The organism is Gemmatimonadales bacterium (assembly GCA_041390145.1).
Classification (GTDB): Bacteria; Gemmatimonadota; Gemmatimonadetes; order Gemmatimonadales; family GWC2-71-9; genus SPDF01.
Map to the genome: position 1 here is coordinate 1 of JAWKQM010000014.1, position 21,614 is coordinate 21,614.

The window sequence follows — 21,614 nt, forward strand, 5'->3', positions numbered from 1 at the left end:
CGCAGATCACCCGGATCGACCTGGCCACCCACGGGGTCGTCCCCGGCCTGTCCGAAGCCGAATTCAAGAAGTTTGCGGAAGACACCAAGGTGAACTGCATCGTGTCCAAGGCGCTGGCCAGCGTGCCAATGACCCTGGCCGTGACCTTCGCGGGCGGCTGAACCCGACGCACGACATGGGGGACGCCGAAACCTTTGCGTCCCCCTTCCCGTTCTGGTCTGGAACGCGCGCCCCTGTCGGACTCCGTCCCTGCTGTTAGGTTACGGCGTTGCCGATTGGATCGCGGCCGTTCCACTGGCCCGCGCAACTCCCACAACACCAATAGCTGGAGTGAGTTCGGTGAGGTCTTCCTCTGTGCGCGTCCTCTGCTCGATTGTCCTCTGCTCGGCGTTTCTCGCCCCGGCGCTGACGGCGCAGCAGGCGGATTCTGCCGGGAACCAGGGGTACACCGCCGGCGACACCAAGTTCATGACGGGGATGATTGGCCACCACGCGCAGGCCGTCCTGATTTCCGGCTGGGCCCCGACCCATGACGCGAGCCCCTCGATCATCCGCCTCACGGAGCGGATCGTGGTCGGCCAGCAGGACGAAATTCAGCTCATGGAGACCTGGCTGCAGGACCGGGGCGAGCCGGTGCCCGATCCGAAGGCGCATGCGGGCATGGACCACTCCATGATGCACATGGCGGGGATGCTGAATCAGGCGCAACTCGACTCCCTCGATGCCGCGCGCGGCCCCGAATTCGACCGGCTCTTCCTGACCTACATGATCCAGCACCACAAGGGCGCCATCGTCATGGTCAACGAGCTCTTCGCGACCCCGGGAGCCGGCCAGGACGAGCCGACCTTCCGGCTGGCCTCGAACATTTACGCCGACCAGACCACCGAGATCGCCCGCATGGAGAAGATGCTGGCGGCCCTCCCGGCCGAGGGCACCACTCCCTGATGGGTCTCATCATACGCATGCGTGCTTCCATCTCCACCCTTCGACAGGAATCGTTCATGAATCTCGTGCCTTCGATCACGCGCTCAGGGCGCCGTTCCGCGGCCCTGGCCCCGCTCATCCTTGCCCTCGGGGCGCTCACGGTGGGCGGCTGCTCCTCCTCGACCAGTTCGGCAGCCACCGCCCCGATGCCGGTGGCGCCCAAGATGCCGTCCGCCGACCCCCGTGTCGGCCTCAAGGCCGGCCAGTGGGATGCCGCCGAGGCCGCCTGGAACCTGCGGCTCGTGTCGACCACGCGGCCGTCCAAGGACTTCGAGGGCGTGACGAACTCCGACCTCTCGTTCACGGGGCAGTACGTGATCCAGGGCAATTACAACGGTTTCCAGGTCTGGGACGTCTCCAACCCGGCCAAGCCGTCCCTGAAGGTCGGGTTCCTCTGCCCCGCCTCGCAGAGCGACGTGTCGGTGTACAAGAACCTCCTCTTCGTGTCGGGTGAGGGCACGTCCGGGCGCCTCGACTGCGGCACCCAGGGTGTGAAGGCGCCGGTCAGCCCCGACCGCCTCCGCGGCATCCGTATTTTCGACATCACCGACATCGCGACGCCGAAGTACATCGGCAACGTCCAGACCTGCCGTGGCTCGCACACGCACACCGTGCTGGCCGACCCGAACGACAAGGCCAACGTCTACATCTACGTCTCCGGCTCGGCGGGCGTCCGCCCGGCGGAGGAGCTGCCCGGCTGCTCCAACCTGGCGCCGGACGAGGATCCGAACTCCGCCCTCTTCCGCATCGAGGTCATCAAGGTGCCGCTCGCGCACCCGGAGCAGGCCGCCATCGTGAGCTCGCCACGCATCTTCAACGACCTCGTCGCGCCGCCGGAGCACGGCGAGGCGCCGGAAGACGTCGCCGCCGCCGAGAAGGCCGCCGCGGCCTGGCGCGCCAAGGGCGGCTACACGGCGTTCATCTTCGGGATGGAGCGTCCGATTCCGTCGGGATACATCGACCCGATGCTCGACAGCATCGTCACCGCCCGCAAGGGCACCGGCAAGCCGACCGCCGCCGACAGCGCCGCGCTCCGCACCGCCCTGCCGGCCATCCTCGCGGCGCGGTTCGGCAACCCGGATGACAACAAGGGCGGCGTCCGCCCCGGGCCGACGCAGTGCCACGACATCACCGTCTATCCCGCCATCGGCCGGGCCGGCGGCGCCTGTGAAGGCTACGGCCTGCTGCTGGACATCACCGACCCGGTCCACCCGAAGCGGATCGGCGCCGTGGCCGACTCGAATTTCTCGTACTGGCATTCGGCCACGTTCAACAACGACGGCACCAAGATCCTCTTTTCCGACGAGTGGGGCGGCGGCGGCTCGCCGAAGTGCCGCATCACCGACCGGAAGGAGTGGGGCGCGGACGCCATCTTCACCCTCGCGAACGATGCCATGGCGTTCCGGAGCTACTACAAGCTGCCGGCGGCACAGACCGACAAGGAGAACTGCGTGGCCCACAACGGCTCGCTGATTCCCGTGCCTGGCCGCGACATCATGGTGCAGTCGTGGTACCAGGGAGGCATCTCGGTGTTCGACTGGACCGACGCCTCCAACCCGGTCGAGATCGCCTTCCACGACCGCGGCCCCATCGACTCGACCCGCATGGGTAGCGGCGGCTCCTGGTCGGTGTACTGGTACAACGGCTACATGTACAGCTCCGAAATCGGCCGCGGGCTCGACGTCTTCGACCTGACCGCCAGCGACCTGCTCTCCCAGAACGAGATCGACGCGGCCAAGCTCGTGAAGCTCGACTACTTCAACGCGCAGGGCCAGCCGAAGATCGTCTGGCCGGCCGAGATCGTCGTGGCCCAGGCCTACCTCGACCAGCTGGCCCGGTCGAACGGGCTCAACGCGAAGACGATCGACTCCGCGCGCAAGACGCTCGACAAGGCGTCGAAGGAAACCGGCGCGAAGCGGGCAGATACCCTTGGCAAGCTGGCCAAGCAGCTCGAGGCCGACGCCGCCACCGCGGGCGATCCCGCCAAGGTGAAGACGCTGGCCGCCGCGGTGGATGCGGTCGCCAACGCCGCGCGCTGACGCGAGGCGCACGCACCGATCAACGCGTTCGGCATCAAGGTCCGGCCCGGTAGGCCGGGCCTTGATGCGTTCCGGGAGGGACATGGAGCGGCATGCCGAGGTGATAGGCTCGTTCTACGCGGCGTTCCAGCGGCGCGACCATGCGGCGATGGGAGCCTGCTACGCGCCGGACGCCACCTTCTCCGATCCGGTCTTCCCCCTGCTGCGGGGCGCGGAGGTCCGGGCGATGTGGCGGATGCTCTGTGAGCGCGGTACCGACCTCCGGATCGAGGCGGACGGTATTCGCGCCGACGCCACCACCGGTGCCGCGCGGTGGGAAGCGTGGTATACCTTTTCGGCGACCGGCCGCCCCGTGCACAACGTCGTGCGGGCGTCGTTCGCCCTCCGCAACGGCCTCATCCAGCGGCACACCGACGCGTTCGACCTCTATCGGTGGGCACGGCAGGCCCTGGGCATGAAGGGGCTGCTGCTCGGGTGGGCACCCCCAGTGCAGCGCGCCATCCGCGCCCAGGCGGCACGCGCGCTCGAGACCTTCACGATTCGACACGGGCTGGGATGACCTGATCCAAGCGGGGGGATCACCATGCAGGGGTGCCTGACGGCGTTGGGGCTGCTATGCCTGGCCATTGGCCTGGCTTCCATCTATGTCCTGGTCCTGATCAAGGGCACCAGCGACGGCCCGGGCGCGCTCTTCTTCTACATCGGGGCCGCCGGTGGGCTCTGGATGGCGTGGCTGTTCCTGGTCTCCTCCCGCTCGAAGAAGTAGCCAGGCGGAGCGGATCGATGCCCGAGTCCTGGCGCTCCCGACTCCTCCGGTGCCGGTTCAACTGGTTTCCCGCCTTCCGGGGCACGGGCGCCCGAGTCACCTACATCGCCGACGACGGGTATGAGGTCCGGGTCCGGTTGCCACTCTCCTGGCGGACCCGCAACTATGTCGGCACCATCTTCGGTGGCAGCCTCTACGGTGCCGTCGACCCGTTCTACATGGTGATGCTGATCCGGCTGCTGGGGCCCGAATACATCGTGTGGGACCAGGCGGCCACGATCAGGTTTCTGCGGCCGGGGCGTTCGACACTGCACGCCACATTCCGCCTCGACCCCGAGACGGTGGCATCGATCGCGACCGAGGCCCGCGCGGCCGGTCCGATTACGCGCGAATTCGAGGTCGAGCTGCTGGATGCGGAAGGTCAGGTGTGCTGTGCGTGCACCAAGACGGTGTATGTGCGCTGGATGGGTCCTGAGGCGGGAGCGCGAACTCCCTAGGGCGCCGGGGGAGAAGCCACGGGCTCGGCGGCGGAGGACTTGGGCTGGGTAGCGGCGGACGCCGAGGCGGAGAATACAGGCAGCACGGCGCGGGCGGCGAGCTTGAGGGTGAACGCCGCCGCGGGCACGCCGAGCCCGGCGCCAAGCAGGAGGAGGTTGGCTGCGAGAACCCGGCTGGTCCAGCGGTTGACGATTTCCCGGTTCCGCGTCTGCATCACCACGGCGACCGCCGCGAGATCGATGAGCACCAGCCCGGCGGCGCAGGTCCAGAATACCTCTGCACTGACCTGGTCGAGCCACAACACGGTCGTTTCGAGCATCGAGGACCTCGAGGCGCGGGGCGAAACAGCGACAATTATTGTAGTGTGTCTCCCTAGTTACGCCAGAATCACCGGTTTGTCCAGAGCCAACATGAAACGGCCCTCGGGAACGGGGCACAGACGCAGGCATCGCTAAGTTCCCTCCAGGCAACTTCTGGCCGGCTCACCCTGGCGCCTCCCCAGGCGCCTTCATGGATTTTCTTGCGAGGTGCTCTCCGATGCGCAACGCTTTTGGTCTCACCGCACTGCTGACCCTGCTGGGCGTCGCCACGGCCACCGCGATCCCTCCCTTACTGGCAGCACAGCAGGAGGCGCTGGTCGCCGGCCTCGACACCGCCGGCATGGATCGCTCCGTCAAGCCCGGCGACAACTTCTATGAGTACGCCAACGGCACCTGGCTCAAGGACACCCCGATCCCGGCGGACCGCAGCTCCTACGGGTCCTTTGGGATTCTGGCCGCACAGATCGACGAGCGGGTGGCCGCCCTGATCCAGGAGACCGCAAAGACGAAGGCCCCGATGGGGTCGGAAGCCCAGATGGTCGGGGACTACTACGCGAGCTTTATGGATGTGGCGGCCATCGAGGCCGCGGGCCTGACGCCACTCCGCCCGACCCTCGACTCGATTGCCGCGATCGGCAACCGGACACAGCTGGCGTACTTCCTCGGCACGACGCTCCGTGCCGACATGGACGCCATGAACGCGACGAATCTCTACACCGGCAATCTCTTCGGGCTCTGGGTGGCCCAGGACCTCGACGATCCGACCCAATACACGCCCTTCCTCCTGCAGGGCGGCCTCGGGATGCCGGATCGGAGCTACTACCTCGACCCCTCCACGGGCATGGCCGCCATCCGGACGAAGTACCAGGAGTACATTGCCACGATCCTGAACCTCGCCGGAATGTCCGGCGCCGATGCCAAGGCCGCCGCGATCATGCAGCTCGAAACCCAGATGGCCGAGGCCCACTGGACCCGTGAGGCCACCGGGGACTTCGCCAAGGGAAACAACCACTGGACCCGGAAGGAATTCCGTACCAAGGCGCCGGGCCTCGACTGGGAGATCTACTTCGCGGCGGCGGGGCTCTCGAAGCCGGCGGTCTTTGACGTCTGGCAGCCGAGCGCCTTCACCGGACTCTCGGCCCTGACGAAGAGCGTGCCGCTCGATACCTGGAAGGACTACCTGACCTACCACGCGATCCAGGCCCGCACCGCGGTGCTGCCTGCCGCCTTTGACCAGGCGTCCTTCGCGTTCTTCGGCACGGTGCTGAGCGGTGCACAGGTCCAGCGGGACCGCTGGAAGCGCGCCGTGGGCGCGACGAATGGTGCCCTCGGGTTCGCGGTTGGCAAGCTCTACACCGAGCGCTACTTCTCGCCGGAGGAAAAGGCCCGCGCGGAGGCGATGGTGGCCAACATCATCGCGGCGTTCGGCGAGCGCATCGACCACCTCGACTGGATGGCGCCAAGCACCAAGAAGGAGGCCCATGCGAAGCTCGCCGTGCTGAAGGTTGGCGTCGGGTATCCCGACGTCTGGCCCACCTACACCGGCCTTCAGGTGATTCCGGGCGACGCCTACGGCAACATGGAGCGCGCCGGGGTGTACCACCTGCACGCCCGCCTCAAGATGCTTGGCCAGCCGGTAGACCGGGGCGAGTGGGTCATGACGCCGCAGACGGTCAATGCGGTCAATATGCCAGCCATGAACGCCATGAACTTCCCCGCGGCCATCCTGGAGCCGCCGTTCTTCGACCCGAGCCGCGCCGCGATCATGGACTACGGCGCCATGGGTACGGTCATCGGCCACGAAATCAGCCACAGCTTCGACAACCTCGGCGCGCTCTTCGATGCGACGGGTCGGCTGCACAACTGGTGGACGCCGCAAGACCTGCAGCACTTCGAGGCCTCCGCCGCGCAACTGGTGGCCCAATACGACGCCTACCGACCGTTCCCCGACCTGGCCATCAACGGCAAGCAGACGCTCAGTGAGAACATCGCCGACCTGGCCGGCATCGCCGCGGCCTACGACGCCTACCGCCTGTCGCTCGGGGGTGCCGAGGCGCCGGTGGTCGACGGATTCTCCGGCGACCAGCAGTTCTTCCTGAGCTTCGGCCAGATCTGGCGGACCAAGTATCGCGAGCCGGCGCTGCGGCAGCGGGTCCTGACCGACGGCCACTCGCCGGGTGAGTACCGCGCATTCACCGTCCGAAACGTCGACGCCTGGTATCCCGCGTTCGACGTGGAGCCGGGCGAGGCGCTCTACCTCGCGCCGGCCAACCGGGTGCGGATCTGGTGAGGGCGGAGGCGCCGCACGGCCGCGAACCGGCGGGCCGTCTCCGGTGTATACAGGAAAGCCATCGTGCCATGCGCACGTCGGCATTCCGCCCGTTCCGTCAACTCTCACGACCAGGGATCGACCAATGTCTGCTCCGAAGAGAATTCTGATCACCGGCGTCACCGGCCAGCAGGGCGGCGCCGTCGCCGCCGCCCTCGCCGGCGGCGACTTCCAGTTGCAGGGCATGACCCGCAAGCCCGACAGCCCCGCCGCGCAGGCCTTGAAGGCGAAAGGCGTCACGATCGTCCAGGGCGACCTCGACGACGCCGCGTCGCTGACGAAGGCGCTGGCGGGGGCGTGGGGGGTATTTGCGGTGCAGAACACGTGGGAAGCGGGGGTGGAGAAGGAAGAGGAGCAGGGGAAGCGGGTCGCCACCCTGGCCCGGGAGGCTGGCGTCCGGCACTTTGTGTACAGTTCCGTCGGATCGGCCCACCGCGCCACCGGCATCCCGCATTTCGACAACAAGTGGCGGGTCGAGGAGACGGTGCGCGCGCTCGGGTTCCCGAGTCACGTGATCCTCCGGCCGGTCTTCTTCATGGAGAACATGGTCAGCCCCTGGTTCCTGAACGGCGACACGATCTACTCCGCGCTCAAGCCGGACACGGTCCTCCAGATGATCGCGGTGAAGGACATCGGGTTCTTCGGTGGCCGCGCCTTCACCGACGCCGCGCGTCTCAGCGGCCGCGCCATCGACATCGCCGGTGACGCGCTGACCATGACCCAGGCGGCGGCACAACTCGGCGCCGGCCTCGGGCGCGCCATCAACTACGTGCAGATTCCGATCGCCGAGGTCCGGAAGAACAGCGAAGATTTCGCGCTGATGCTGGAGTGGTTCGAGCGGGTCGGGTACGAGGCAGACATTCCGGCGCTGGAAAAGGAGTTCGGATTCACGCCGCTCACCTTCGCCGCGTGGGCAAAGACGCAACGCAAGTAGCTCATGACCTGCACCTCCACTCCACTGACCCCGGCGGCATGATGCGCATCACGGCCATTCGCGCCTACCAGATCGACCTCCCCCTCCTCGAGGGGAGCTACAAGTGGTCGGGCGGCAACTCCGTGTCGGTCTTCGATTCGACGGTGGTCGAGGTGGTGACCGACACCGGCCTCTCAGGCTGGGGCGAGGTCTGCCCGCTCGGCCCCGCCTACCTGCCGGCCTATGCGCGCGGGGCACGTACCGGCATCGCCGAACTTGCTCCCCACCTGATCGGGATGGACCCGCTGGCGCTGGGAGAGGTAAACCGCCGGATGGACGCCGCCATGCGCGGGCACCCCTACGTGAAGTCGCCCATCGACGTGGCGTGCTGGGACCTGCTGGGCCAGGCGGCCGGGCTGCCGGTCGCAACGCTGATGGGCGGCCATGTGGGTGAGCGGTTTGCGCTGTACCGGGCCATCTCGCAGGAATCACCCGAGGCGATGGCGGGCCGGATCGCCCAGTACCGCGCCGAGGGGTATCGCAAGTTCCAGCTGAAGGTCGGCGGCGACCCCGACACCGACATCGACCGGATTCGCGCTGCCGCCGCGAAAATGCAGCGGGGCGACGTACTCATCGCCGACGCGAACACGGGCTGGACCCAGCACGCCGCCGTCCGCGTGGCCGACGCCGTGCGCGACGTCGACGTCTACATCGAGCAGCCCTGCTACAGCTACCAGGAGTGCCTCGCCGTCCGGCGGCACACCAACCGCCCCTTCGTGCTGGACGAGGTGATCGACGGCCTCGACGCGGTGGTACAGGGCATCGCCGACCAGGCCATGGATGTCATCAACCTCAAAATCTCGAAGGTGGGTGGCCTCACCCGTGCCCGGCAGATTCGCGACCTCTGCGTGTCGCTCGGGATCGCAATGACCATCGAAGACACCTGGGGCGGTGACATCACCACCGCGGCCATCGCGCACCTGGCGCACAGCACCCCCGAACGGTTCCTGTTCACCGCCACCGACTTCAACTCGTACGGGTCGGTCAGCTTCGCCGACGGTGCGCCCCAACGGGTCGACGGCTTCCTGGCCGCCTCCCGCGAGCCGGGGCTGGGCGTGCGCCCCCGCCTCGATGTCCTCGGCAAGCCGGTGCTGGAGATCACGGGCTCGTGAGGGGGTGTCAGTGGGCGCGATAGTCGTCTGGGCGCTGGCCACCGGCGTCATTACCGGCGGCGTCTGGGTGGGCACGGTCCTGGTAGGGCACCTCCGTCGGCTGGCCAAGGAACAGCTCTTTCTCTCGGCACAGCTGGAGGAGCGTCTGGAGCAGCTCGACCGCGTGGAAAGCCACCTCGCCGACGTGGAGACCCGGCTGGAGTTTGCCGAGCGCATGTTGTCGTCCTCCCCTCCCACCGAACGACGCGCCCTCCCCGGCGACATGGAGCGGCACTGAGCCGGCAGGTGGCGCTGCTCCGCGCCATCAACGTCGGTGGTCACGTCGTGAAGATGGACCGCCTCCGGACCCTCTTCGCATCGATGGACCTTGCCGACGTCACGACCCTCATCGCGAGCGGGAACGTCCTCTTCTCCTCGCGGGCCAGAAACCAGGCCCAGCTCGAGCGCCGGATCGAGATCCACCTCCGCGACGCCCTTGGCTATGACGTCGCGACTTTCCTCCGCTCCGCCCAGGACCTCGCCGACATCGTGGTCTATGACCCGTTCCCGGCGGCCGGCCCGCTGACAGCCGGCCAGGCGCTCTCGGTCCTCTTCCTGAAGGCGCCACTCGCGGCGCCCGCCAGGGACGCACTCCTCAACCTGCACACCCCCACCGACGAGTTCCATGTGCGTGGCCGCGAGGCCTACTGGCTCCGTCACGGGCGAATCAGCGACTCGAAGGTGACGGGGGCAAAGCTCGAGCGGGCAGTGGGTGGGCCCGTCACGGCGCGCAACATCACCACCGTGCGCAAACTTGCCGAGGCCGCCTCATGACCGCCGTTGACCCGGGCAACGCGTCGTTCGTGCTGGAGACTGAACGCCTGACCCTGCGGCGGCTGGATGAAACCGATGCCGAGTTCATCCTTGGACTCCTCAACGAGCCGTCGTTTCACCAATACATCGGCGACCGGGGCGTGCGAACCGAGGAGGATGCGCGCGCCTACATCCGCAACGGTCCGATGGCGAGCTACGAGAAATTCGGGTTCGGGCTCTGGCTGGTGCTGCGGAAGGATGACGGCGCGCCGATCGGAATCTGCGGACTGCTGAAGCGGGACACGCTGCCGGACGTGGACGTGGGGTTCGCGCTGCGTCCGGCCTTCTGGGGTATGGGGTACGCGCTCGAATCAGCGGCGGGGGTGCTTGCCCACGGACGGGAGGCCCTCACGCTGCCCCGGGTGGCGGCCATCGTGCAGGCGGACAACCAGGCGTCCATCCGCCTGCTCGGAAAACTGGGGCTTCACTTTGAGCGCCGCATCGAGTGGCCCGGCGACGCCGCGGAGATCCACCTGTACGCGCGCGACCTCGCCTAGGCCGGCGGCGCCGAGCAGCGTTCCCGGATCAACCGTTCCAGTTCGTTCGCACGGTGTTGGTCGGAATGGCGCCCGCGTGCCAGCGCGTATCCCGCACGGCGGATCGACTCGAACGCCTCAGGCCGGGCCAGGACTTCCGCCAGCGTCGCGTCGAAGGTGGATTCGTCTACCCGCAGGAAATTGACGCCGGCCTCGAAGCCGAGAAGATGCAGATCCGGCGTCTGGGTGGCGAGCAGCAGGCAGCCCGCCGCCGGCAACTCCATATACTTGGCCACGGTATAGTCGATGACGGCGCTGCAGGTAACCGCGCAGCGGTACCTGGCAAGCTCCCGCGCATAGGCCTCCCCGAACAACGCCGCCCCGTCCTCCTTCCCGGTGCCACCGTAACCGGGATGCTCCAGCACGACGACGTCGGGATTCCGAGCCGCGTGCCGCCGCAGCGGATAGAACTTCCCGGTCGCTCCGGAGAGAATGCACTTCGGCAGCGGATGCTCGTTGAACGCCACCGCGGTAAAATCGCGGGCGCTGAAGAAATGCGGGAAGTGCACGAGCTTGTCGACGTACCGGGGATACCAGCGGACGAAGGGATCGCGGGACACGCAGAGGATGGCGTCGCAACGGCGGAAGAAACGGGTGAGCACCCAGCGGTCGCGACTGAAATACCGCGTCCCCTGCAGCCCCTGGTGGATATCGTCCCAGAGGCCGAACACCTGGATCCGCTTCGGGAGGGAGAGGAGCCCCCGAAATCCGTCGGACTTGCCCCACTGGACCGGCTTGAGGGCCACGACAAAGGGGCAGTCAGCGGGGAGATCCGCCTCGCGGAAGTCCTGCCCGAAGAGCACGCGCGCGCCGAGCCGGTCCGCCACCTGCCCGAACAGCGCCACGAATTTGGCGACGTAGGGATTTGCCTCGTAGCGACTCGGCACCAGGAACCGCCCGGCCGCGAGGTTCATGCGGCGCCGCGCGGAAAGGGGAACGCCGCTGCCAGCCGGTCGGGGACGCCTGCGTCCGGCGGTAGCCACGCCGGCTCTGTCCGCATGGATTCGCGCGCAAGGGGGCTGGGGCAATCCCGTCCTGTGCCCTCGTAATAATCCGCGAACTTGTGCCCGCCACCCAGGACCCGATCGGAGATCTCGAGCCATTGCGCCGGAATCCCGTATGCCTCGGCGAAGATGATCCCGTGCAGCGACGAGGAGACGACCCGCTCGCACTCCCAGAGCGCGGCCAGGAACGCCGCCGGTGGCGACATGATGTCGATGAACCGGATCGCGGGATCCTCCAGCTTCAGCAGCTCCTGGTCCCGGTGGTGCGGGATGACGCCGAGTGCGTAGCGCGGCGCGGCCTCCCGGGGCCGGGGAAAGAGGCGAGGCAGGAGGCAGCCGGGGTCACCATAGATGGCGGGGCATTCGATGCCGAGCGCCCGGACGATGGCCGCCGTCCGGGGTCCCCGCACGGCGGTGACCCGAATCCGGGTCCCCTTCGGCCGCGAGTCAGCGCTGATCAGCCCCGAGCCCCAGACCACGTCGCCATTCCGCGCCCGATTCAGGATGGACCCGACCGCCACCAGCTTGCCCCATGCCCGGTCGCCGGTATGCACCACCGGGCGACCGGAGAGGTGCGTTACGATGAGGGGCGAGATCGCATCGCCCAGGTTGGGGATGGGGTTGAACCAGTTGAGGCGGATGGCATCTCCGTCCAGGCAACCCCGGGGATCGGGGACGCGGCCGCGCAGGAGGCGAAACGCCCACCGATGGTGCCAGGCCATGTCAGCCCCCCGGTGTGTGGAGCACGGTGCGCGTCGGCCAGACATCGCCGAGGGGGTTGGTGACTCCGTGGACGGCCCGGACGCTGCCGCGGCGGATTTCCCGCGCCTGCCGCGCGCTGTAGTCGCTGTTGGCCCGGAGCCCGTCCTGGTGGTGCGGCGCATGGTACATGTGCACCGACAGCGCCTCACGGAAGACGTTGCGGCCGGTGATCCCGGCGCGGTGCAGCCGCCGCCCGAGGTTGTCGTCTTCGTTGCCCCAGCCCCGGAACTCCTCGTCGAACCCGTTGACCGCGAGGAGGTCCTCGCGCCAGGCCCCGAACACGCCGCTCCGGAGCTTCGGGCCGAACGGGCGGAGGTGGAGGGCATGCAGGAGCACGTACCGACGCTCCTTCCGGTATTGGCTGAGCACCTTGCGGCGGCCTGCGTCGGGAACGAGGTCGGTTACCCGGCCGGCACGGATCAGGTCGTCGGTGATGCGCGCGGTGTCTGCTTCGGTCAGCCGCACCGGGTAGCCGACCAGGAACTGCCCCGGACGCGCATGCGTCGCGAAGGTCTCGACGTAAGTGGGCGCGAAGACGATGTCCTGATCCGCAAAGACGAGATAGTCGCCGGTGGCCTCGCGGATGCCGTTGTTCCGGCACTTCGCCGCCCGGAACCCTTCGTCCGGCTGGGCAACGAGAGTCACAGGAAAGGGCAGCTCCGGCAGGACGTCGGCGACACCCGTCGCGATATCCACGCGCGAGCCGTCGTCGGTGATGATCAGTTCGTCCACCGCGCGGGTCTGCGAGGCAAACGCCAGCAGGACCCGCCGGAGCAGATCGGGCCGGTTGTAGCTGGGGACGATCGCGCTGATGCGGAAGGGTGGGCTCATGGTGTTCGCTTCATAGTATCAGGGGCGTTCGCATTGTCCAACAGCACCGGGCGCCGCGCAGGCTGGGCCCCCGCACGCAACCGGGTGATATTGTTCAGGATGACAGTGCGCCGGGCGTGGAGAGCCGCTCAATTGCACCAGACACGGCTCGGAATTCGGATGATCGCCGGCTACGAGGCGGCCAAGGGCCTGCTGGTCCTGCTGGCCGGCACGGGCCTCCTGCTCCTGGTGCACCGGGACGCCCAGGCCCTGGCGGAGCGGCTGGTGACGCACCTGCACCTCGATCCAGCCAAACGCATTCCGCGTATCTTTCTCCATATCATGACCGAGGTGACCCCGGCGCGGCTTCGGTGGCTGGCCGTTGGGGCGATGGCGTATGCGCTGATGCGCTTTGCCGAGGCCTACGGGCTCTGGCGGGGGCGCCGCTGGGCGGAATGGATGGGGGTCGTGACGGCGGCGGTGTACGTCCCGTTCGAGGTTGGGGCGCTGATCCGGCGGCCAGGAGCCGAACCGCTGGTGGCGCTCGCGCTGAACCTGACGATTGTCCTGTACCTGGCCTGGATACTCCGGGCCGGCGGCGACACGGAGCCGCCACCCGCTCCACGCTGATTCCAGATCAACCTTGTTGGAGGCACAGATGGCCAAGAAGACCCAAACCCTCATCGACAACCTGAACCAGGACCTCGCCGGCGAGCTCGGCGCCGTCATTCAATACCTCACCTATGCCGCCAAGGCGACCGGCCCCTATCGGCCGCAGCTCGTGCAGTTCTTCCTGGCCGAGGTGGCCGACGAGCAGCTGCACGCCCAGTTCCTGGCCAACAAGATCGTGGCCCTCGGCGGCGAGCCGACGACGGTGCCGCGTCCGGTGCCCAAGGCAAACACCAACCGGAAGATGCTGCAGGAGATCCTCAAGGCCGAGCGGCGTGCCACCGCCGACTACATCGCGCGGGCCAGGGAGGCGGACGCCCTCGGGGAAAAGGGGCTCGCCGTGCAGCTGGAAGACATGGTGCGCGACGAGAGCGGTCACGCTGAAGAAACCGAGCGGATCCTGCGCGACTGGCCGCTGTAGGATGGGGAGCGCGCCCTGAAGATCTGGATCGACGCCGACGCCGCGCCGCGGGATGTCAAGGAACTGGTGTTCCGGGCGGCCCGTCGACTGGAACTGGACACCGTCATGGTCGCCAACCAGCGACTCCAGACGCCGGCGGGCAACCCCTACGTGTCGGCGGTGTGGGTGGACGGCGGTCCCGATGTCGCCGACCAGCACATCGTTGAGCATGCCGAGCCAGGCGACCTCGTGGTGACCCAGGACATCCCGCTCGCCGCGCTGCTGGTGCCGCAGGGCATCGTGGTGCTCGATCCCCGCGGCGAGGAGCATACGATGGAAACGATCGGCGAGCGGCTGTCCATCCGTGATTTCATGGAGCAGGCCCGCACCGCGGGGGTCGTGACCGGGGGCCCACCGCCCTTCGACGCACGAGCCAAGCAGGCGTTCGCCTCGGCGCTCGACCGGGCGCTGACACGGCTGCGGCCCAAGCCCTGAACGGAGGAGACGACATGAAGGATCAGGTGGTGGTGGTCACCGGCGCGAGCGGCGGCATTGGCGCCGCCGTGGCCGAGGGGGCCGCCGCTCGAGGAGCGTCGGTGGTCCTGGTGGCGCGCCGCGCGGAGGCGCTGCAGGCGGTGGCCCAGCGCTGTGGGGCGCAGGCGCTGGTCATCACGGCGGACGTCACCCGGCGCGAGGAGGTCCGGCGCATCGTCGCCGGGACGATCGAACGCTTCGGCCGGCTGGATGTGTGGATCAACAACGTCGGACAGGGCATCACCCGCGCACCAACGGCGCTCACCGACGCCGACATCGACGAGATGATGCTGGTGAACGTGAAGTCGGCGCTGTACGGCATGCAGGAGGTGCTGCCGCACTTCAAGGAGCGCGGCACCGGACAGGTCATCAACGTCTCCTCGATGCTCGGCCGCATCCCCTTTGCCGTCGTCCGCTCGGCGTACTGCGGGGCGAAGCACTTCCTCAACGCGCTGACGGCCACCTTTCGGGCTGAGGTCCAGGCGACACACCCCGGTATCCAGTTCACGCTGGTGTCTCCCGGAGTCGTGCGGACGGACTTCGGCCTGAACGCCCGCCACGGGGGGCCTGACTCACGCTCCTTTCCCGAGTCGCAGAGCGCCGAGGAGGTGGCCGAGGTGATCGTGGACGTGATCGAGTCGCGGCGACCGGACGTCTACACCCGGTCGGGGTCCCAGGCCCGCGTCGTCGGCTACTACCAGGGCCTTGGGGAGGATCCTTGAGGAGTCAACTGAAGGCACTGCGCCTGACAGGCCTGGTGCTGGTCCTTGCGGTGATCGCCGGCTGCCATCCCTCGCGGGGGGGCTCGGCGGCCTCCGGGACCATCCGAATCAGTCATGCCGTCGTGCCGGCTTCTCCTTCGCCGACTGACGCTTCAGGCTTCATGGTCATCGACAATCAGGGGACAACCGCCGATTCGCTGATCGGCGTCAGCTCGCCGGACGCGGAGATGGTGATGCTCCACCAGACGACCGAGCAAGGGATGGACATGGTGGACGGGGTGGCGATCCCGGCCGGCGGGCGCGTCCCGTTGGCCCCGGGCGGCTATCACCTGATGCTGCAAGGTCTCACCCATCAAGCCGCCGTGGGGGACACCATCACGGTGCGGCTGGTATTTTCGAAAGCGGGGGACGTGGTGGTGCGCGCGCCAGTCCTCCGGTACACCGAGGCCGTCGAGGAAGTCCCGTCACACTAGACTCCAGCCGGAGCGCCCCCGTGCCCACCACCGCCTTGCCCTCGCTTCACCGCAACGTGCTCCTCGGCGCCGGTCTCGTGATCATCGCCGCCGGTATGCACGCCGCCGCCGCGACCCTCAACCTGGTACTCGTTTCCCTGTTGCTGGCCTTCAGCGCGTCGCCGCTGACCTCCATGCTGCAGCGCCGCGGCCTGAAACATGGGGCAGCCGTCCTGCTGACGGTGGTCGGAACCCTGGTGGGAGGCGTCATCCTCCTGAGCACACTCACGGTCGCGCTCCGGGGCATGGAGGAAAAGCTCCCTGCCTACCAGGCCGCCCTCACCCAGATGTTGAGCGGCGTGGACGCGGAACTCACCGCACGCGGGATCAATGTCCACGACATGCTCAAGCTGGACCCCGAGCGGATCATGGCCGTCGCCCAGGTCGTGGTGCGCGGCGCCCTCCAGGCACTGGGCTACGGGTTGTTCGCGCTCATCCTGGTGGCCCTCATCCTGGTGGAGCTCCCCGCCCGGCCGGACGACTACATGCCGACCGGCACGGCGCGGGACCAGTTCGAAGCCGTCGGGGCCAGCGTCCGCCAGTTCGTCGGGCTGACCGGACTCATCGGCGCCGGTCAGGCGGCGGCGAACCTCGTAATCATGCTCGCACTGGGAACCGATTTCGCGCTGGTGTGGGGGGTACTCTTCTTCCTGCTCAGCTTCGTGCCGTTTGGCTTCGCCATCGGAATCATTCCGCCGCTTGTCGTGACGCTGCTGGAGCACGGCGCTTCCCGCGCGATCATCCTGGTGGTGGTCTTGGTGGTGGCGAACGTGGTCTCGGACAACGTGATCAAGCCCCGGATGATGGGGAAGGGGCTGGGGCTCTCTCCCCTCGTGATCGTCCTGTCCCTCATGCTCTGGTCCTTCATTCTCGGCCCGGTCGGCGCCCTCCTGGCGGTGCCGCTCACCATCGCCATCACCATGATCGTGCCCGGGCTCGGCGGAGGCGTCACCCCGGCTGAATGAAGGTCCCGTCGCGCAGTTCCTGCCACGCCTGCCGGAGCTCGTCCTGGGTGTTCATCACGATCGGACCGTACCAGGCCACCGGCTCCTGAATCGGCCGGCCGGAAACCAGGAGGAAGCGGATCCCCTCCTCCCCCGCCTGGACGGTCACGTCGTCACCGCGGTCGAAGAGCACTAGGGAGCGGTTGCCGCTCGTTTCCCTGACCAGGGTGTCGCTGCCGTTCGTGGCCTCGGTCAGCACCCCCCGGGGCGCGGAGGCGGCGCGAAAGTCGCCGCTCCCCTCGAACACATAGGCGAAGGTGTTGCGCGCGGCCTCGGCCGGGAGGGTTTTCCGCTTGCCGGGCGGCACCCAGACGTCGAGGTAGCGGGGGCCGGACGCGATCCCGTCCACCGGACCGGTTTTTCCCCAGAAGTCCCCGCAGATCACCCGCACCCGGGTGCCGTCGTCGTCCGTCACCTCGGGAATCTCCTTCGAGGTGACATCCTGATAGCGGGGCGTGGTCATCTTCAGGTTCGAGGGCAGGTTGGCCCAGAGCTGGAAGCCATGCATGCGCCCCTGTGCGTCCCCCTGCGGCATCTCCTGGTGGAGGATTCCCCGCCCCGCCGTCATCCACTGCACGTCGCCCGCGCCGAGGGCCCCCTGGTTGCCGAGGCTGTCGCCGTGGCTGACGGTCCCGGCCAGCACATAGGTGATCGTCTCGATGCCCCGATGGGGGTGCCATGGAAAGCCGGGGAGGTAGTCCGCGGGTCGTTCGTTGCGAAAATCATCAAAAAGAAGAAATGGGTCGAAGTCATCGGTCTTTCCGAACCCAAAGGCACGGTGCAGCTTGACGCCCGCTCCCTCCATGGTGGGTTGGGCCTCGATGATTTCTTTGACGGGGCGGATGGACATGCGACATGCTCCTCGGTTCGGTGTTCGAATACCATTACAATACACAGCCGGTGCCGCGGCGGTTCCCCAGCTCTGGCGGCGGAGACGACCGAGGCGCAGACTAGTGTGTCACTTCCCCTTCGGAGGCTTCCATGGTCGGACTCGCCACGCTCTGGCTGCCCATTCTCCTGTCGGCAGTGGTCGTGTTTCTCGCCAGTTCGGTGATTCACATGATGACCCCGTGGCACAAAGGGGAATATCGGGCCGTGCCCAACGAGGACGAGGTCATGAAGGCGCTCCGGCCATTCGCCATTCCGCCGGGCGACTACATGGTCCCGAACTGTGACAATCCCAAGGAGATGCAGTCCCCCGAATTCAAGGCGAGGATGGACCGGGGCCCGGTCCTCATCATGACCGTCCTCCCGAACGGCCAGTGGCCCATGGGCGGCCTGCTCGCCCGGTGGTTCCTCTATTCGGTGGTGGTGAGTCTCTTCGCCGCGTATCTGACCAGTCACGCGGTGCCCGCCGGCGCGTCGTACCTCGAGGTGTTCCGCTTCGTCGGCGCCACCGCCTTCGCCGGCTACGCCCTGGCCCTCTGGCAGATCCAGATCTGGTATCACCGCGCACTGCGCACGACGGTCACCGCCACCATCGACGGCCTGCTCTACGCCTGCCTCACGGCCGGCGTGTTCGGCTGGCTCTGGCCGCAATGAGCATCCGCGAGTTGCCTCCGGGCGTCCCCCTGCCCTCGATGCACGGCCCGACGACGGACGCAACCCGATGAAGCGGCTCCCGCTCCTGGCGTCGCTCTGCCTCGCGACGCCCCTGTTCGGCCAGAACCTCGACCCCCGGTCGTTCGTGAACACGCCCGTGGGCATCAATTTCGTGAGTCTCGCCTACGGGTACTCCAGCGGCAACGTGCTCTTCGACGCGGCGGTCGCCCTCGAGAATGCCGACCTGACCATCCAGGGGCCGAGCGGCGGCTACGCCCGTGCGCTCGATCTCTGGGGGCTCTCCGGCAAGGCCGACGCCGCCGCCGGCTGGGCCTGCGCCGATGGCACCGCGCTGTTCAATGGCGCGCCGGCCTCCCGCCACGTCTGCGGCCTGACCGACCCCACGGCGCACATCTCGGTCAACTTCATCGGCGCCCCCGCCCTGACGATGCGGCAATACCCGGCCTACAGGCAGGACATCCTCATCGGCGCCGGCTTCCGGGTGACCGCGCCCCTCGGCCAGTACGACCCGACCAGGCTGGTGAACATCGGCACCAACCGGTGGTCGTTCAAGCCGGAACTCGGCATCTCGAAACAGGCCGGCCGGCTCACACTCGAATTTCTCGGCGCCGTGACCTTCTTCACCACGAACACCGACTTCTTCGGCGGCCACACGCAGTCGCAGGACCCGCTGTACTCCGGCCAGGTCAACGTGATCTACACCTTTCGGTCCGGGATCTGGGGCGGGGTCGGCGGCGTGTACTATGGCGGAGGGGCGACCAGCACTGACGGCGGGCCGGCGACAACGCCGCAGGAAAACACCCGCGTCGGGGCGGTGCTCGTCTTCCCGATCGGGAAGCACAATTCGCTCAAGGCCTATTGGTCATCCGGCGTGACCACCCGCACCGGCACGGACTTCGACACCTTCGTGGTGAGCTGGATCCATCTCTGGGGCGGGAAGCGCTGAGGAGAGTGCCGGGAGCGGACCGCACAGTCCGTTCCCGGCCGGTGCTATGGTGCGGTCAGTTGCCGCCCTGACTCGAGGGCGGGACGATCCCGTTGGCGCGCATGTACACCACGAGGTTGCCGTAATGCTCCCCGTCGTGGGTCGCGTTCCAGACCAGGACCGCCAGCCGGGTCATCGTCGAGCCGAAGAACTGGGTCGCCTTCATGGCCTCGCCGTCGGGGATCTGGTAGGCCCGTTCGCAGTACGCCACCGATTCGTTCATGCCCGTGAGCAGCGTCGCCTTGTCGGTCGACTTCTCGTAGTCGGGATGCTGCGGTTCCGCCTCGCCGAGCGCCGACGCGCAGAACAGATAGTGCGCATTGGCCACGTGTCCCATGATCTCGGACATGCTGCGCACCGCCGGGCTCGGCTTGAAACCGTACAGGCTGTCCGGCACCTGCTCCACCGTCTGGACCAGCCAGGTGCTCAACTCCTTGAACCGCGGCGTGACCGAGGCGACCACGACACCGTCCCCCGCGTCGGCCGGCGGCGCGCAGGCCGCTACGGCAGCAGCCAGCAGGAGCGTGGGAATGAGGGACAGCTTCATGAAACGACCTCCTGAGAGTGACCAAGGCGCCGCCACGGGCGGCGGGAACCAGCGACAGGGAGCGATAGTGATTCTAACGACCGTCCCACCGCAGGCAAGCGTCTCGCCCTGTGCGGGCACCCGCTGGGGCTGGTGCCTGGTGGCGATCGCCCTCCTCGCGGCCGTGCCGGCGCATGGGCAGACCCGACCCCGCGCCCGGGAGGCGGGGGTTGCCCCCGGCATCCTGCCGACCGGTCCGCTCAACGCCATCACCGACGTCCCTGGCGTGCTGGTCGGGCAGACGACCGCGATCCGCGGCGACTCGGTCCGCACCGGCGTCACCGCCATCCTCCCGCACGGCGGCAACCTCTACCGCGACCGGGTGCCTGCGGCCGTCTTCGTGATCAACGGCTTCGGCAAGCTGCTCGGGACCACGCAGCTGCACGAACTCGGCGAGTTGGAGACGCCGATCCTGCTGACATGCACCCTCTGCGTGTGGAAAGCCGCCGACGCGATGGTCGCCCATCTCCTCCAGCAGCCGGGGATGGAGGAGGTCCGCTCCATCAATCCCGTCGTCGGCGAGACCAATGACGGCTACCTGAACGCGATCCGTGAACGCCCCATCTCGAGCGCGGATGTCGTCGCCGCGCTGACGACCGCCCGCACCGGCCCGGTGGCAGAAGGCAGCGTGGGCGCCGGGACCGGCACCATCACCCTCGGGTGGAAGGGCGGGATCGGCACCTCCTCGCGCCGCGTGCGGATGGGTGACAGTACCTGGACCGTCGGTGTCCTAGTCCAGACGAATTTCGGTGGCAGCGGGGGCCTGATCCTGATGGGGGTCCCGGTCGGCCGCCTGCTGGGACGCGACGGGCTGTCCGGGGCGGCCGCCCCGAGGGGGCCGACGGGATCGGTGATGATCGTCGTGGCCACCGACGCGCCGCTTTCGGACCGGAACCTCGAACGGCTCGCCTCCCGCGCCGACATCGGACTCGGACGCACCGGCGCCACGGCCGGGAACGGCTCCGGGGACTACGTGCTCGCCTTTTCCACCAATGCCGCCGTCCGCCGGCCCGCTGGCACCGCGTGGCTGGAGTCCCCCCAGCTCGGCAACGACGTGATGAGCGCACTCTTTGCCGGTGTCATCGAGGCCACCGAGGAGGCGATCGACAATGCCCTCTTCGCCGCCACCACCGTCACCGGCAACGGGCACACCGTCGAGGCCCTCCCGCTCCCGCAGGTGCTCCAGCTGCTGCGCGACCGGAACGCACTGGTGCTTCCCCTACCCGAATCCCCTCCGCACCGATAGAATCGTGAGTCGGCCCGGGTCACATTCCCTCGGAAAGGTGCCAAGTGGACTTCCTGATTGACTTCGTCAAGATCTATACGGAAGGCGTCTACCACCTGTGGCCTATCTTCATCTCCCTGCTCGGCATCATCATCGCTTTGGGGTTCCGGATAGGCCGTCTCGAGGGGTGGCACCCCGCTGACGCGGTGTATTACGCGCTGGTGTCGTCGACGTCGCTCGGCTCCTCCGCCTTCCACCCGACCCGACGCCGTTCCAAGTGGCTGACGGTGGCGATCTCGTTCACGGGTGTCCTGTTCGTCGGCCTGATCGTGGCCATCGGCCTTGAGGCGGTTGCGCATGCCTTCCATGAGGCGCACCGCGGGGCGCTCCCGCTGACGCCGTGAGGCGCCTCCGCTGGACGACGAGGGC

The 21,614-nt window shown here is 67.9% G+C and carries 27 protein-coding genes; 21 read left to right on the forward strand and 6 right to left on the reverse strand.

Annotated elements, in window-relative coordinates:
* Positions 1 to 339: 339 nt before the first annotated feature.
* The 5 genes from R2910_12015 (at position 340) to R2910_12035 (ending at position 4,286) form a co-directional block, all read left to right on the forward strand.
* A complete protein-coding gene (locus R2910_12015) occupies positions 340 to 945 on the forward strand; it encodes a DUF305 domain-containing protein (protein MEZ4413703.1) in 606 nt (201 codons plus the stop codon).
* A 56-nt stretch (positions 946 to 1,001) separates the two neighbouring features.
* Positions 1,002 to 3,023: a hypothetical protein gene (locus R2910_12020; GenBank protein MEZ4413704.1), complete on the forward strand. Its 2,022-nt coding sequence runs from the start codon at positions 1,002 to 1,004 to the stop codon at positions 3,021 to 3,023.
* 82 nt (positions 3,024 to 3,105) lie between these two features.
* Positions 3,106 to 3,582, forward strand: a complete 477-nt coding sequence (locus R2910_12025) for a nuclear transport factor 2 family protein (protein MEZ4413705.1) — start codon at positions 3,106 to 3,108, stop codon at positions 3,580 to 3,582.
* A gap of 24 nt (positions 3,583 to 3,606) precedes the next feature.
* On the forward strand, positions 3,607 to 3,789 hold the full coding sequence (locus R2910_12030) for a hypothetical protein (protein ID MEZ4413706.1): 183 nt from the start codon (positions 3,607 to 3,609) through the stop codon (positions 3,787 to 3,789).
* 17 nt (positions 3,790 to 3,806) lie between these two features.
* Entirely contained in the window at positions 3,807 to 4,286 is a 480-nt protein-coding gene (locus R2910_12035; protein ID MEZ4413707.1) for a DUF4442 domain-containing protein, read from the forward strand.
* Here the strand turns inward: R2910_12035 and R2910_12040 are convergent.
* Positions 4,283 to 4,606, reverse strand: coding sequence for a hypothetical protein (locus R2910_12040; GenBank protein MEZ4413708.1), 324 nt, complete (start codon positions 4,604 to 4,606; stop codon positions 4,283 to 4,285). The genes R2910_12035 and R2910_12040 overlap by 4 nt on opposite strands.
* Before the next feature lie 218 nt (positions 4,607 to 4,824).
* Here R2910_12040 and R2910_12045 point away from each other — a divergent pair, with 218 nt between their 5' ends.
* From R2910_12045 to R2910_12070, 6 genes are all read left to right on the forward strand, one after another.
* The gene (locus R2910_12045) at positions 4,825 to 6,897 is read left to right on the forward strand and encodes a M13 family metallopeptidase (GenBank protein ID MEZ4413709.1); all 2,073 of its coding nucleotides are present in this window, start codon (positions 4,825 to 4,827) and stop codon (positions 6,895 to 6,897) included.
* A gap of 124 nt (positions 6,898 to 7,021) precedes the next feature.
* Entirely contained in the window at positions 7,022 to 7,870 is an 849-nt protein-coding gene (locus R2910_12050) for an NmrA/HSCARG family protein (protein MEZ4413710.1), read from the forward strand.
* A gap of 38 nt (positions 7,871 to 7,908) precedes the next feature.
* The gene (locus R2910_12055; GenBank protein ID MEZ4413711.1) at positions 7,909 to 9,021 is read left to right on the forward strand and encodes a cis-3-hydroxy-L-proline dehydratase; all 1,113 of its coding nucleotides are present in this window, start codon (positions 7,909 to 7,911) and stop codon (positions 9,019 to 9,021) included.
* A 10-nt stretch (positions 9,022 to 9,031) separates the two neighbouring features.
* Positions 9,032 to 9,298 carry a hypothetical protein gene (locus R2910_12060; GenBank protein ID MEZ4413712.1) on the forward strand — a complete coding sequence of 89 codons (267 nt, stop codon included), beginning with the start codon at positions 9,032 to 9,034 and terminating at the stop codon, positions 9,296 to 9,298.
* Positions 9,299 to 9,306: 8 nt separating this feature from the next.
* Positions 9,307 to 9,834, forward strand: a complete 528-nt coding sequence (locus R2910_12065; GenBank protein MEZ4413713.1) for a DUF1697 domain-containing protein — start codon at positions 9,307 to 9,309, stop codon at positions 9,832 to 9,834.
* Entirely contained in the window at positions 9,831 to 10,370 is a 540-nt protein-coding gene (locus tag R2910_12070) for a GNAT family N-acetyltransferase (protein MEZ4413714.1), read from the forward strand. The genes R2910_12065 and R2910_12070 overlap by 4 nt, the downstream gene beginning before the upstream one ends.
* On the opposite strand, the gene R2910_12075 is transcribed toward R2910_12070, so the two are convergent.
* Genes R2910_12075 through R2910_12085 form a run of 3 tightly spaced genes read right to left on the reverse strand, consistent with a single transcriptional unit; the run spans position 10,367 to position 13,006 of the window.
* Entirely contained in the window at positions 10,367 to 11,323 is a 957-nt protein-coding gene (locus R2910_12075; GenBank protein ID MEZ4413715.1) for a glycosyltransferase, read from the reverse strand. The genes R2910_12070 and R2910_12075 overlap by 4 nt on opposite strands.
* Complete coding sequence (locus R2910_12080; GenBank protein MEZ4413716.1) at positions 11,320 to 12,135, reverse strand: polysaccharide pyruvyl transferase family protein; 816 nt, start codon at positions 12,133 to 12,135, stop codon at positions 11,320 to 11,322. The genes R2910_12075 and R2910_12080 overlap by 4 nt, the downstream gene beginning before the upstream one ends.
* 1 nt (position 12,136) lies before the next feature.
* Positions 12,137 to 13,006 (reverse strand): glycosyltransferase, encoded by an 870-nt coding sequence (locus R2910_12085; GenBank protein ID MEZ4413717.1) that lies wholly within the window; start codon positions 13,004 to 13,006, stop codon positions 12,137 to 12,139.
* A 159-nt stretch (positions 13,007 to 13,165) separates the two neighbouring features.
* Here R2910_12085 and R2910_12090 point away from each other — a divergent pair, with 159 nt between their 5' ends.
* Genes R2910_12090 through R2910_12115 form a run of 6 tightly spaced genes read left to right on the forward strand, consistent with a single transcriptional unit; the run spans position 13,166 to position 16,787 of the window.
* Entirely contained in the window at positions 13,166 to 13,615 is a 450-nt protein-coding gene (locus R2910_12090) for a DUF2127 domain-containing protein (GenBank protein ID MEZ4413718.1), read from the forward strand.
* A 28-nt stretch (positions 13,616 to 13,643) separates the two neighbouring features.
* A complete protein-coding gene (locus R2910_12095; protein ID MEZ4413719.1) occupies positions 13,644 to 14,075 on the forward strand; it encodes a ferritin-like domain-containing protein in 432 nt (143 codons plus the stop codon).
* Between the two features lie 27 nt (positions 14,076 to 14,102).
* The gene (locus tag R2910_12100; protein ID MEZ4413720.1) at positions 14,103 to 14,549 is read left to right on the forward strand and encodes a YaiI/YqxD family protein; all 447 of its coding nucleotides are present in this window, start codon (positions 14,103 to 14,105) and stop codon (positions 14,547 to 14,549) included.
* Between the two features lie 14 nt (positions 14,550 to 14,563).
* On the forward strand, positions 14,564 to 15,310 hold the full coding sequence (locus R2910_12105) for an SDR family NAD(P)-dependent oxidoreductase (GenBank protein ID MEZ4413721.1): 747 nt from the start codon (positions 14,564 to 14,566) through the stop codon (positions 15,308 to 15,310).
* Entirely contained in the window at positions 15,307 to 15,783 is a 477-nt protein-coding gene (locus R2910_12110; GenBank protein ID MEZ4413722.1) for a copper chaperone PCu(A)C, read from the forward strand. Before R2910_12105 ends, R2910_12110 begins: the two co-directional genes overlap by 4 nt.
* 20 nt (positions 15,784 to 15,803) lie before the next feature.
* The gene (locus tag R2910_12115) at positions 15,804 to 16,787 is read left to right on the forward strand and encodes an AI-2E family transporter (GenBank protein ID MEZ4413723.1); all 984 of its coding nucleotides are present in this window, start codon (positions 15,804 to 15,806) and stop codon (positions 16,785 to 16,787) included.
* Here the strand turns inward: R2910_12115 and R2910_12120 are convergent.
* Positions 16,771 to 17,676 (reverse strand): pirin family protein, encoded by a 906-nt coding sequence (locus R2910_12120; GenBank protein MEZ4413724.1) that lies wholly within the window; start codon positions 17,674 to 17,676, stop codon positions 16,771 to 16,773. The genes R2910_12115 and R2910_12120 overlap by 17 nt on opposite strands.
* A gap of 131 nt (positions 17,677 to 17,807) precedes the next feature.
* Between R2910_12120 and R2910_12125 the strand changes: the two genes are divergently transcribed.
* Together R2910_12125 and R2910_12130 are read left to right on the forward strand one after the other, a co-directional pair.
* Positions 17,808 to 18,368, forward strand: a complete 561-nt coding sequence (locus R2910_12125) for a hypothetical protein (protein MEZ4413725.1) — start codon at positions 17,808 to 17,810, stop codon at positions 18,366 to 18,368.
* A gap of 67 nt (positions 18,369 to 18,435) precedes the next feature.
* Positions 18,436 to 19,335 carry a transporter gene (locus tag R2910_12130; protein ID MEZ4413726.1) on the forward strand — a complete coding sequence of 300 codons (900 nt, stop codon included), beginning with the start codon at positions 18,436 to 18,438 and terminating at the stop codon, positions 19,333 to 19,335.
* Positions 19,336 to 19,390: 55 nt separating this feature from the next.
* Here R2910_12130 and R2910_12135 read toward each other — a convergent pair whose 3' ends face one another.
* On the reverse strand, positions 19,391 to 19,921 hold the full coding sequence (locus R2910_12135) for a DinB family protein (GenBank protein ID MEZ4413727.1): 531 nt from the start codon (positions 19,919 to 19,921) through the stop codon (positions 19,391 to 19,393).
* A 67-nt stretch (positions 19,922 to 19,988) separates the two neighbouring features.
* Here R2910_12135 and R2910_12140 point away from each other — a divergent pair, with 67 nt between their 5' ends.
* Entirely contained in the window at positions 19,989 to 21,206 is a 1,218-nt protein-coding gene (locus R2910_12140; protein MEZ4413728.1) for a P1 family peptidase, read from the forward strand.
* Positions 21,207 to 21,250: 44 nt separating this feature from the next.
* A complete protein-coding gene (locus R2910_12145) occupies positions 21,251 to 21,589 on the forward strand; it encodes an ion channel (protein ID MEZ4413729.1) in 339 nt (112 codons plus the stop codon).
* Positions 21,590 to 21,614 lie beyond the last annotated feature (25 nt).

Coding starts and splice junctions, on each gene's coding strand:
- R2910_12035 (MEZ4413707.1), top strand. CDS start 3,807: ATGCCCGAGTCCTGGCGCTCCCGACTCCTCCGGTGCCGGTTCAACTGG.
- R2910_12070 (MEZ4413714.1), top strand. CDS start 9,831: ATGACCGCCGTTGACCCGGGCAACGCGTCGTTCGTGCTGGAGACTGAA.
- R2910_12085 (MEZ4413717.1), bottom strand. CDS start 13,006: ATGAGCCCACCCTTCCGCATCAGCGCGATCGTCCCCAGCTACAACCGG.
- R2910_12135 (MEZ4413727.1), bottom strand. CDS start 19,921: ATGAAGCTGTCCCTCATTCCCACGCTCCTGCTGGCTGCTGCCGTAGCG.
- R2910_12120 (MEZ4413724.1), bottom strand. CDS start 17,676: ATGTCCATCCGCCCCGTCAAAGAAATCATCGAGGCCCAACCCACCATG.
- R2910_12020 (MEZ4413704.1), top strand. CDS start 1,002: ATGAATCTCGTGCCTTCGATCACGCGCTCAGGGCGCCGTTCCGCGGCC.
- R2910_12125 (MEZ4413725.1), top strand. CDS start 17,808: ATGGTCGGACTCGCCACGCTCTGGCTGCCCATTCTCCTGTCGGCAGTG.
- R2910_12105 (MEZ4413721.1), top strand. CDS start 14,564: ATGAAGGATCAGGTGGTGGTGGTCACCGGCGCGAGCGGCGGCATTGGC.
- R2910_12045 (MEZ4413709.1), top strand. CDS start 4,825: ATGCGCAACGCTTTTGGTCTCACCGCACTGCTGACCCTGCTGGGCGTC.
- R2910_12075 (MEZ4413715.1), bottom strand. CDS start 11,323: ATGAACCTCGCGGCCGGGCGGTTCCTGGTGCCGAGTCGCTACGAGGCA.
- R2910_12095 (MEZ4413719.1), top strand. CDS start 13,644: ATGGCCAAGAAGACCCAAACCCTCATCGACAACCTGAACCAGGACCTC.
- R2910_12030 (MEZ4413706.1), top strand. CDS start 3,607: ATGCAGGGGTGCCTGACGGCGTTGGGGCTGCTATGCCTGGCCATTGGC.
- R2910_12130 (MEZ4413726.1), top strand. CDS start 18,436: ATGAAGCGGCTCCCGCTCCTGGCGTCGCTCTGCCTCGCGACGCCCCTG.
- R2910_12050 (MEZ4413710.1), top strand. CDS start 7,022: ATGTCTGCTCCGAAGAGAATTCTGATCACCGGCGTCACCGGCCAGCAG.
- R2910_12040 (MEZ4413708.1), bottom strand. CDS start 4,606: ATGCTCGAAACGACCGTGTTGTGGCTCGACCAGGTCAGTGCAGAGGTA.
- R2910_12080 (MEZ4413716.1), bottom strand. CDS start 12,135: ATGGCCTGGCACCATCGGTGGGCGTTTCGCCTCCTGCGCGGCCGCGTC.
- R2910_12055 (MEZ4413711.1), top strand. CDS start 7,909: ATGATGCGCATCACGGCCATTCGCGCCTACCAGATCGACCTCCCCCTC.
- R2910_12090 (MEZ4413718.1), top strand. CDS start 13,166: ATGATCGCCGGCTACGAGGCGGCCAAGGGCCTGCTGGTCCTGCTGGCC.
- R2910_12025 (MEZ4413705.1), top strand. CDS start 3,106: ATGGAGCGGCATGCCGAGGTGATAGGCTCGTTCTACGCGGCGTTCCAG.